This is a genomic window from Hyalangium sp. (assembly GCF_035629615.1).
GTDB lineage: Bacteria > Myxococcota > Myxococcia > Myxococcales > Myxococcaceae > Hyalangium.
In genome coordinates, this window is sequence record NZ_DASPHO010000297.1 from 1 (window position 1) to 10357 (window position 10357).

Annotated in this window: 6 protein-coding genes; 5 read left to right on the forward strand and 1 reads right to left on the reverse strand. The window is 67.8% G+C overall.

The annotated features are described in order from the left end of the window. The 4 genes from VD972_RS15090 to VD972_RS15105 all read left to right on the forward strand — a co-directional run. A partial coding sequence (locus tag VD972_RS15090) for an amidohydrolase family protein (RefSeq protein ID WP_324987281.1) occupies window positions 1-927 on the forward strand: 927 nt, incomplete at its 5' end. 54 nt (window positions 928-981) lie between these two features. Next, the gene (locus VD972_RS15095; protein WP_324987284.1) at window positions 982-6282 is read left to right on the forward strand and encodes a trifunctional serine/threonine-protein kinase/ATP-binding protein/sensor histidine kinase; all 5301 of its coding nucleotides are present in this window, start codon (window positions 982-984) and stop codon (window positions 6280-6282) included. 114 nt (window positions 6283-6396) lie between these two features. Beyond that, complete coding sequence (locus VD972_RS15100) at window positions 6397-7311, forward strand: thiamine pyrophosphate-dependent dehydrogenase E1 component subunit alpha (RefSeq protein WP_324987287.1); 915 nt, start codon at window positions 6397-6399, stop codon at window positions 7309-7311. Window positions 7312-7326: 15 nt separating this feature from the next. Continuing rightward, entirely contained in the window at window positions 7327-8283 is a 957-nt protein-coding gene (locus VD972_RS15105) for an alpha-ketoacid dehydrogenase subunit beta (protein ID WP_324987290.1), read from the forward strand. Between the two features lie 13 nt (window positions 8284-8296). Here VD972_RS15105 and VD972_RS15110 read toward each other — a convergent pair whose 3' ends face one another. Further along, window positions 8297-9328: a methyltransferase gene (locus VD972_RS15110; RefSeq protein WP_324987293.1), complete on the reverse strand. Its 1032-nt coding sequence runs from the start codon at window positions 9326-9328 to the stop codon at window positions 8297-8299. Window positions 9329-9482: 154 nt separating this feature from the next. Here VD972_RS15110 and VD972_RS15115 point away from each other — a divergent pair. Then, the coding region (locus VD972_RS15115; protein ID WP_324987296.1) for a cytochrome P450 at window positions 9483-10357 on the forward strand (875 nt) is incomplete at its 3' end.

Consider the following 10357-nt stretch of genomic DNA (forward strand, 5'->3'; position numbering starts at 1 on the left):
CCGGAGCACACCGATGCAGCCATCCGGGGGCTTCAGGAAGCGGGCCGTCGCTCGGTCTTCGTGTACTCACCGGGCGCGGGCCCCGGCAACATCTTCCCGAATGATCTCCAGCGGATCCGGAGCCAGTACTTCTCCTCGACCGATCAGCTCCTGACCCTGGCCATGGGCGGGGAGGTGTTCGACCCTGCGTTCCGGACCTACTGGGCGATCGCGCGCCAGAACGGGCTGCACATCGTGTCTCACCTCGTCGGCAGCCTCGACCAGGCGACGCTCGTGGAGCAGCTCGCGAGTGAGGGCCTGCTCGGACCTGACCTCGACTTCATCCACGCCACCCGCATCTCGGAGGGCTCCTGGCAGGCGATCGCCGAGTCGGGTGCGAGCGTCTCGCTGGCGGCCCCGATCGAGATGGCCATGCGGCACGGCATGCCGCCGATCCAGGCCGCGCTCGATCATGGCGTCCAGCCCGCGCTCAGCACCGATGTCGAGTGCACGATGACCGCGGACTTCTTCACCCAGATGCGGACCGTCTTCACGCTTCAGCGGGCGCTCATCAACGAGCGCGCGCTGAATGGCGAGACGAACCTGCCCGAGCTCCTCACGTCCCGCGATGTGATCCGCTTCGCTACGGTCGAGGGGGCCCGGGGGGCCCGTCTCTCCCACAAGATCGGCTCGCTGACTCCGGGCAAGGAGGCCGACATCATCCTGCTGAGGGCGGATGCCATCAATGTGGCCCCGCTCAACAATGTGCCGGGGGCCGTCGTGACGTTGATGGAGCGCAGCAACGTGGACACGGTCATCGTCGCGGGAAAGATCCGAAAATGGCGAGGAGCCCTGGTCGACGTGAACTGGGCCCACCTCCGCGCCGCCCTCGAGGCGTCCAGGGACTACATCTTCCAGGCGGCGGGAGTCCAGCGCGTGCTCTTCTGAGGCGGCAGCTCCGGGGCCTTGCGTGAGCGCGGCCCAGGCGGTGGACTCCCATCCATGTTGAAGCTCCCGGGTTACACGATCCATCGTCCGGTCCGCGTCAATGGCTCGAACATGCTGTTTCAGGCGGTGCACGAGGCGGATGGCGCATCGGTCATCATCAAGACGCCGGTGGGCCCCGCCGTCGGCCCGCGCGAGGACGAGCGGTATCGCCGGGAGTACAGCATCCTGCAGCGGCTCCTGGGCGTGCGCGGCGTCACCCGGCCCTATGGCTGCGAGCGGGTCAACGGCCGCCCTGTCCTGATCCTGGAGGAGGTGCAGGGGGTGGCCCTCTCCGAGGCTGCGGGCAAACCCTTCGAGGTCGCCCGCTTCCTCGAGCTGGCCGTCTCCCTGAGCTCGACCCTTGCGGAGATCCACCTCCGGGGCGTCATCCACAAGGACATCAAGCCCTCCAACATCATCCTCCCCCCCTCGGGCGAGCCGTGCATCATCGACTTTGGCGCCGCCACCCTCCAGCGAACCGAACATGTGGACGCAGCTTCGACCCACCTGATCGAGGGAACGCTGGCCTACATGTCTCCGGAGCAGACCGGGCGCATGAACCGCTCGGTGGACTACCGCACCGACTTCTACTCGCTGGGCGTGACGTTCTACGAGCTCCTCACGGGAGCCCGGCCGTTCCAGGGGCGTGACGCGCTCGAGTGGTTCCATGCCCACATGGCACAGCTGCCGAGGCCACCGCACGAGCTCATCTCCGGCGTCCCGCCCGTGCTGTCCGCGATCGTGATGAGGTGCCTGGCCAAGGTCGCCGAGGAGCGCTACCAGAGCGCCGAGGGGCTGAGGTACGACCTCGCGGAGTGTGTGGAGGGCCTGCGCCGGGGTGCCCTCGAGCACTTCGTGCTGGGCAAGCGCGACATCCCCAGCCGCTTCCAGCTCCCCCAGCGGCTCTACGGGCGCGACGCCCACGTCGCCACCCTGCTCCAGGGCTTGGAGCGGATCGCGAGCGGAGGGAGGCCCGAGCTCATCCTGGTCCGCGGCTACTCCGGCATCGGCAAGTCGTCGGTGGTCCACGAGCTGCACAAGCCCGTGGTTCAGCGGCGAGGCTTCTTCCTGAGCGGCAAGTTCGATCAGCTCCAGCGAGATGTTCCCTACGCCACCCTGGCCCAAGCCATCCGTGGGCTGGTGCAGCAGCTGCTGGCGGGCACCGACGAGGAGGTCGCCTGGTGGCGTGAGCGCCTGCAGGAGGCCCTCCAGGGCAACGGCCAGCTCATCGTGGAGCTGGTGCCGCAGCTCGCGCTCGTCATGGGCCCGCAGCCGGCAGTCCTGGAGCTTCCGCCCACCGAGGCGCAGCACCGCTTCAACCGGGCGTTCCTCCAGTTCCTCGGAGTCTTCGCCACCGCCGAGCACCCGCTCGTCGTGTTCCTGGACGATCTGCAATGGGCGGACCTGGCCAGCCTCAGGCTCCTCCAGTCCCTCCTCACCGAGGAGGACGCGCCACCCACGCTGTGGATCGGGGCCTACCGCGACAACGAGGTCAGCCCCTCCCACCCGCTGACGATGACGCTGGGGGAGGTGCGCAAGGCGAAGACCCCGGTGACCGACCTCCAACTCGAGCCGCTGAGCCTGGAGCAGCTCCAGCACCTTGTCGGCGATGCGCTCCCCGGCGCGAGGGCGGAGCTCATCGTGCCCCTCTCGGAGCAGGTCCACGAGAAGACCGGCGGCAACCCGTTCTTCCTCCTCCAGTTGATGCTGGCGTTGCACCACGATGGCCTCCTCAGCCGCGCGCCCGGGGGGGGATGGCGGTGGGATGCCGAGGGTGTCCGGGCCAAGGGGTACTCCGACAACATCGTCGACTTCATGGCTCGCAACCTGCACCAGCTTCCTGCGAGCACCCAGCACCTGCTCACCCTGGCGGCGTGCGTGGGAAACAGCTTCTCCCTCGGGATGCTGGCCATCATCTCCGGCATGGAGGCGGGCGAGACGGAGCGTGGCCTCGAGTCGGCGCTCCAGGAGGGCCTGGTGGTGCGCAGCGCCCCGGAGCAGTACCGGTTCCTGCACGACCGCATCCAGCAGGCGGCGCATGCCCTCATCCCCGAAGGAGCGCGCAAGGCGATCCACCTGCGCATCGGGCGCCTGCTGCTGGAGAGCCTGTCTCCCGAGGAGGGGCGCGAGAAGCTCTTCGAGATCGTGAGCCAGCTCAACACCGGGGTGGAGCTGATCCACAGTCCCGAGGAGCGCCACCGCCTCGCGCGCCTGAACGCCGAGGCGGGCTGGAGGGCCCGGGCTTCGAGCGCGCACGACTCGGCCGCCGCCTATCTCTCGATGGCCTTCGCGCTCATCCCGGGCGACCCCTGGGAGATGGACCACGCGCTGGCCTTCAAGGTGCAGCTCGATCAAGCAAGCAGCGAGCTCATGAGCGGCAACGCCGCCAAGGCCCGCCGCCTGCTGGAGGGGCTGCGCTCCCGAGCCCGGAGCCGGGCGGACATCGCCGCCGCCTACGGCCTGATGCATGAGGTGCACCTCATCGCCGGCGAGATCGAGGCCTCCGTCGCCGGCCTCCTGGAAGGACTGGCCCTGCTGGGCATGCCGATGCAGCCGCATCCCTCATGGGAGGAGGCCGTGGCCGCCCGCGAGGAGGTCCAGGCCCTGCTGGGAGCTCGCCCCATCGAGAGCCTCGTCGAGCTGCCGCTGATGACGGACGCGGACATGAAGCCGGTGATGAGCCTCCTGGCCCGCCTCTTCCCATCGGCCTACTTCACCGACAACAACCTGCTCATCCTCCATGTCTGCCGGATGGTCTCCCTGAGCCTCCGCTACGGCAACACCAACGAGTCCGTGATCGGGTACAGCTCGCTCGGAGTGCTGCTCGGGAAGTTCTTCAAGAGCTATCAGGAGGGCTACGCCTATGGCGTGCTCGCCTGCGCGCTCGTCGATCGGTACAACCTGTCCAACGAGCGGGTCCGGGCGCTCTTCAACCTGGAGATGATCAGCTACTGGTGCCGACCCTTGGCCGCCGCGCATGAGCTCGCCCTGAGCAGCTTCCAGCACGCGCTCCAGACCAACAGCTACGTGTTCGCCTGCTATATCGTCGGCCATATCGTCTGGAACCGGCTGGCCATGGGGCACACCCTGGACGACGTCTACGAAGACGCGGTCACCCGGATGGACTTCATGCGCAAGACCGGCTTCGTGGGGGTGATGGAGACCACCCTCATCGTCGTGCGCTATGTGCAGCAGCTGCGGGACCGCTCGCCCTCGCTCGGCACGCTGGACGGGGAGGGCTTCGACGAGAGGGCCTTCGAGGCCGGGCTGACGCCGGCCCACATGAGCACCATGGTGTGCCAGTATTGGCTCGCCAAGATGCAGGCACGCTTCATGTGCGGCTCCTACGCGGAGGCCCGTGAAGCGGGGGACAAGGCGGCGAGGTTCGTCTGGTCCTTCACCGGCATCATTCCGCTCCTGGACTATCACCTCTTCCGCGCCCTGACCCTGGTCGCGTGCTGCGAGGGGGCGGAGAAGGAGCAGTTGCAGCGGTACCTCGAGGCTGCCGAGGCGCACCGGCAACAGCTCGAGGAGTGGGCAGGCAACTGCCCTGAGACCTTCCGCGCGCTCGAGCGGCTGGTCTCCGCGGAGCTGGCCCGCATCCGGGGACGCCTGGACGAAGCGCTCCCCGAGTACGAGGAGGCCCTTCGCGAGGCTCGTGAGAACGCCTTCATCCAGCACGTGGCCCTCGTGTGCGAGCTGGCGGCGAACTTCTACCGCAAGCGACAGGCCCCCTTCATCGCGGAGGCCTACGCGCGCGAGGCCCGGGAGGCGTACGCGCAGTGGGGAGCCCAGGGCAAGGTCAAGCAGCTGGACGCCTTGTGGCCGTCCCTTGTGAGCTCGGCAGCCCCCTCGAGCGCCACCAGCACCACCACCTCGGAGTCCAGGGAGATCGACGCGCTCGCCGTGGTCAAGGCTCAGCAGGCCGTCTCCAGCGAGATCGTCCTCGAGCGGCTGGTGTCCACGCTCATGCGGGTCGCCACCGAGAATGCGGGGGCCCAGCGTGGAGCCCTGCTGCTACCGCGCGGTGACAAGCTCGTGGTCGCGGCTGACACGGAGAGCGCCTCGGGCGGCGCGCAGGCCCTGTCGCACGAGGAGGCAGAGGCCGCTCTGCCCTGGACGATCATCTCCTACGTCCGGCGTACGCACGAGCATGTGCTCATCGGCGACGCGGCGGTGTCTCACCCGTTCTCGTCCGACCCCTACCTCGAGCACAGCGGAGCCAGGTCCGTGCTCTGCCTGCCGTTGCTGCGCCAGGAGTCGCTGTCGGGAGTGATGTACCTGGAGAACAGGCTCGCCTCCGGGGCGTTCACACCGGCCCGCATCACGCTGCTGGGGCAGCTCGCCTCGCAGGCCGCCATCTCGATCGAGAACGCACGGCTGTACGCCGAGGTCCAGCGCACCGAGGCCGCCCTGCGCAGCGCCAACGACGAGCTGGAGCGGCGAGTGCAGGAGCGCACGCGTGAGCTCAAGCAGGCTCAGGTCCAGCTGGTGGACACTGCCCGCGCGGCGGGCATGGCGGAGATTGCCTCCAATGTGCTGCACAACGTCGGCAACGTCCTCACCAGCGCTGTCATCAACCTGGAGCAGATGCGCGCTGCGGTCGAGTCCTCGCGCCTGGACCGGGCGGCTCAGCTCTCCGCCATGCTCAAGGAGCACGGTGATGATCTGGTGGGGTTCTTGACGCACGACCCGCGTGGCCGCGTCCTGCCGGGTTACCTCATGGCCCTCACCGAGGAGCTCCGCCACGAGCGGACCCAGCTCCGAGCGAGCCTGGGTGAGATGGGCCTGCACATCGAGCACATCCGTGCCATCGTCCGAGTGCAGCAGGATTACGCCAAGACTTCACTCATTCTCGATGAGTGGGACCTTGTCCAGCTCATCGAAGACAGCCTGCGTTTCCAGCTGGCCGCGCTGCAGCGCCACGGCATCTCCGTGAAGCGCGAGTTCGCCTCCATGCCCAGGGGGCGGGTGGACAAGCACAAGGTGCTGCAGATCCTCATCAACCTCATCAGCAACGCCAAGTACGCCATGGACGAGGTCCCCGAGGGGCAGCGTCACCTGACCGTGCGGCTCGCGGCCCTGGAGAATGTGGCCCGGATCCAGGTGGTGGACAGCGGCATGGGCTTCACGCAGGAGATCCGCAAGCAGCTCTTCGCGCATGGCTTCAGCACGCGCAAGGAGGGTCATGGCTTTGGCCTGCACTCGAGCGCGCTGGCGGCGCAGGTGATGGGGGGGAGCCTCCTGCTGGAGAGCGAAGGTCCCGGCAAGGGCGCCACGGCCACGCTCACGCTCCCGCTCCAGCAGTCTCTCTGACGAGGCAGCTGGCCCTACCCCGCGGTGAACTCCCGGCCTATATTCAGCCCCACCACTCCCCGACACTTCGTGAGCTGACACTTGGGCCTCCCCCTCCAGGACCTTCTTCGCCGCATGCTGCTCATCCGGACCCTCGAGGATCGGCTCGGAGCGCTCTGCCGCGAAGGCAAGGCACCGATGATCGCCGCGTCCACGGGCCAGGAGGCCGCCGCCCTCGGCGTGATTGACACCCTGGGCCCTGACGATCTCCTGCTCACCAACCACCGCAGCATGAGCCACCTGCTCTCACGCGGCGCGGATCCGGGGCGGGTGCTCGCCGAGATCTTAGGGAAGCGGACCGGCTACTGCCAGGGCAAGGCCTCCCACCTGCACCTCTCCATTCGCGAGCTCGGGATCATGCTCACCTCGACGGTCGTGGGCGCTGAGCTGTCGCTGGCGCCGGGAATCGCGCTGGGTGCGTCCATGCAGGACTCCTCCGGAATCGTCGCCTGCTTCTTCGGCGATGGCGGCGCGTGCGAGGGAGTGTTCCACGAGTCCCTCAACCTCGCGGCCCTCTGGGAGCTGCCCATCCTCTACGCCTGCGAAAACAACAACTGGCAGGCCTTCGTCTCCGTCAAGGAAGCGCTACCGACCGCGCGCATCGCCGACTTCGCGGCGTCCTACGGGATCAAGAGCCAGAGCATTGACGGCACGGACCTCGAGGCTGTCCGCGAGGCCGCTCAGGCCGCTCAGGCCTACGTGCGCAAGGAGCGCCGGCCCTTCCTGTTGGAGACCCACTGCCCCCGGCTACGGGGACACGCCGTGCTCGATCCCATGCACTATGTCGATGCGGAGGAGCAGGCCGCCGGGTGGGCGCGTGATCCCCTCGTTGCGCTCTCTCAGCGCCTGGCCCAGGCGGGCGTGCTGTCCGACGAGGCGCGGGCGCAGATGCAGCGCGAGGTGGACCTGGAGGTAGAGCGGGCGGTCGCGTTCGCGATGGAGTCTCCCTACCCCGGCCCCGAGGAGCTGCTCACCGACGTCTTTGCCTAAAGGTGCGCCTCGCCCATGAAGACCCTGACGATGTTGCAGGCTATCGAAGAAGCCATCTTCGAAGAGATGGCGCGTGACCCCCGTGTGCTGACCTTCGGCGAGGGAGCGACCGTCAAGTGGAGCCAGCTCCGGCAGGCCTACGGGCCGAAGCGGGTCCGCACCACTCCACTGTCGGAGGGCATCATCGCCGGCACGGCGGTGGGAGCCTCGGCCATGGGGCTGCGGCCTGTCGTCGATCTGCTCTACGCGCCGTTCCTCACCTACGCCATGGAGCCGCTCATCAACAGCGCGGGCAAGCAACGGTACATGTCCGGCGGACAGTTCTCGTTCCCCCTCGTCGTGCTCGTGAGCACAGGGGTTGTCCCCTTCTACGGCGCCCACCACTGTCACAACCTCGAGGCCTGGTTCGCGCATGCCTCCGGCATCAAGGTGGTGATGCCCTCCTCCGCGGCCGAGGCCAAGGGGCTGCTGAAGTCCGCCATCCGCGACGACAACCCCGTCATCTTCTTCCACGACATACCCCTGGAGCACGTGCCTGGGCAGATCCCCGAGGGAGAGCACCTCATCCCCATCGGGAAGGCCGCCGTGGTCCGTGAGGGGCAGAGCGCGACCGTCATCACCTATGGACGGCTGGTCCAGACGGCGCTCGAGGCGGCGGCGACCCTGGCGGAGCAGGGCGTCTCCGTGGAGGTGATCGATCTGCGGACCATCAAGCCGCTGGACGAGGAGGCGGTGCTGGCGAGTGTGCGCAAGACAGGCCGGCTCGTCGTGGTGCACGAGGCGAGCGGCACCTGCGGAGTCGGTGCCGAGCTCGCGGCGATCGTCGCCGGGAAGGCCTTCAGTGCGCTCAAGGGGCCCATCCTCCGGCTCACCGGCCCTGACACACCCGTCCCGGCGAGCCCCCCGCTCGCGAACATGTTCGCGCCGCAAGCTCCCCAGATCATCCAGGCCGTCCAGCAGCTCGTGGGTTGAGGAGCGCGCCGGCTCAGCGCTTGGTGCCGCTCACCACCGAGTAGTAGCTGTAGGTAGGCACGACGTCGATGTCGGCAAAGCCCGCTTCTTCGAGCATCGACTTCACCTGCTGGAAGGTGAACTGACGGCCACGCGTGTTCGCGAGCATGAGTGCCGAGAAGGCTGCCGTCGTGACCGGGCCATTGCCCGAATCATCGAGCAGCATCTCGTGGACCAGGATGCGGCCACCCTGCGGCAGGGCCGCGAACGCATTGGCAGCGAGCTTCGCGTTCGTCTCCGGGCCCCAGTCGTGAAAGACATTCGAGAAGAGCATGGCATCGTGCCCGGCCGGCCATGCTTCCTGGAACATGTTGACGGGCTGCACGCCCACGCGCTCTGAGACTCCGGCCGCGGTGATGTACTCGAGCGCCACTTCGCACATCGGCTTCAGGTCCATCATCGTGCAGCGAAGCTGCGGATTCTGTTGGGCGAGAGTGATGCAGAAGCAGCCCGAGCCGCCACCCACGTCCAGCAAGCGCTTCACGCCGGAGAGGTTCGTGCGCAGGGCCATGCCCGTGGCGGCCGCGAGCGAATGGCTGTGCATGAACGCGGCGATGCCTCGGGCGGCTTCCAGCGTCATCTGGCCGCTCTCCCACATCTCCACCGGCGGCTCGGCGGCGGCCTGGCCGACGATGCGGTGGCCTTTCTTCACGATCGCCCCGCGAATGGCCCCATGGATGGGATTGGACGTACGCTGCCGGACGAACACGCCTCCCCAGTAGAACGGGCTCGTGCGCAGCAGGTAGCTGCGCGTGGGCTCGGTCACCTGGTAGCGGCCGAGATGCGAGACGCAGAACCGCAGCGACGTGAGCAACGAGAGCAGGATCTCGATGCCGCGCAGGTCGAAGCCGTGACGAACGGCGAGCTCCACCGGCGTGGCGGGCTCGCGAGCGAGCGACTCGAAGATCTCGAGCTCGTCGGCCACCGTAACGGCCGGCAGCCACAGCAGTGAGAGCCACACGTCCCAGATGGGGCGGTCATCGCAGGGTGGCATTTCAAGCGTCATGGAGGTCAGTTCTCCCCGGCCTTCGTGCGGAACAGGTTCAGCACGATAGCGTGCCCTCGCAGCGGAGAGGAGATCGTCCGGCCTGGGCAGGCGTGTGCCTCTTGTGAACGAACTTGCTACAAAGGAGGGCTGCCGACCTACAGGAGCCTCTCAGGTGCTGACGTCGACCAACGAAAGACTGGGCTTCTCGAACCTGCTCCGCCCGGAAGTGCGCGCCGATCCCTATCCTTTCTACGCGCAGCTGCGCTCCGAAGATCCCGTACATTGGGACGAAGAACACGGCTTCTGGATGCTCACCCGCTACGCGGATATCGTCTCGGTCTACACCGACCCGCGCTTCTCGCGCGCCCAGGGCCTGAAGCGCGGCTTCGAGCGTCTGCCGGAATCCGAACAGCAGGTGGCCGAACCGGTCTATCACGCGTTCTCCCAAACGATGTTCTACACCGACCCGCCCTATCACACGCACCTGCGCGGGCTGGTGAACAGCGCCTTCACGCCCGCAGCCGTGAACCGGATGCAGCCGCACATCCAGCGCATCGTCGACGAGCTGCTGGACGCGGTCGAGGCGAGAGGCCGCATGGACGCGATCCACGACCTGGCCTATCCGCTGCCCATCATGGTCATCGCCCAGATGCTGGGGCTGCCGGCCGAGGAGCGCGCCCGCTTCAAGCAGTGGTCCGACGACCTGTTCGCCATCCTGGGGAGTGTGCCGCACGCGCCCGAGCTGATGGACCGCGCCGCCAGCAGCCTGGCCGAGCTGACAGAGTACCTGACGAAGCTCAGCGAAGCGCGCCGCCTGGCGCCGCAGAACGATCTGCTGACTGCGCTGGTGCAAGCCGTGGAGCATGGCGAGCGGCTCAGCCAGGAGGAACTGGTGGCCAACGTGACCATCCTGCTCGGCGCCGGCCACGAGACCACCAGCCACCTGATCGGCAACGGCCTTCTGGCGCTGCTGCGCCACCCGGACCAGCTGCAGAAGCTGCGCGAGCAGCCGGCGCGCGCCGCCTCGGCGGTCGAGGAGATGATGCG

Coding starts and splice junctions, on each gene's coding strand:
- VD972_RS15095 (WP_324987284.1), top strand. CDS start 982: ATGTTGAAGCTCCCGGGTTACACGATCCATCGTCCGGTCCGCGTCAAT.
- VD972_RS15100 (WP_324987287.1), top strand. CDS start 6,397: ATGCTGCTCATCCGGACCCTCGAGGATCGGCTCGGAGCGCTCTGCCGC.
- VD972_RS15105 (WP_324987290.1), top strand. CDS start 7,327: ATGAAGACCCTGACGATGTTGCAGGCTATCGAAGAAGCCATCTTCGAA.
- VD972_RS15110 (WP_324987293.1), bottom strand. CDS start 9,328: ATGACGCTTGAAATGCCACCCTGCGATGACCGCCCCATCTGGGACGTG.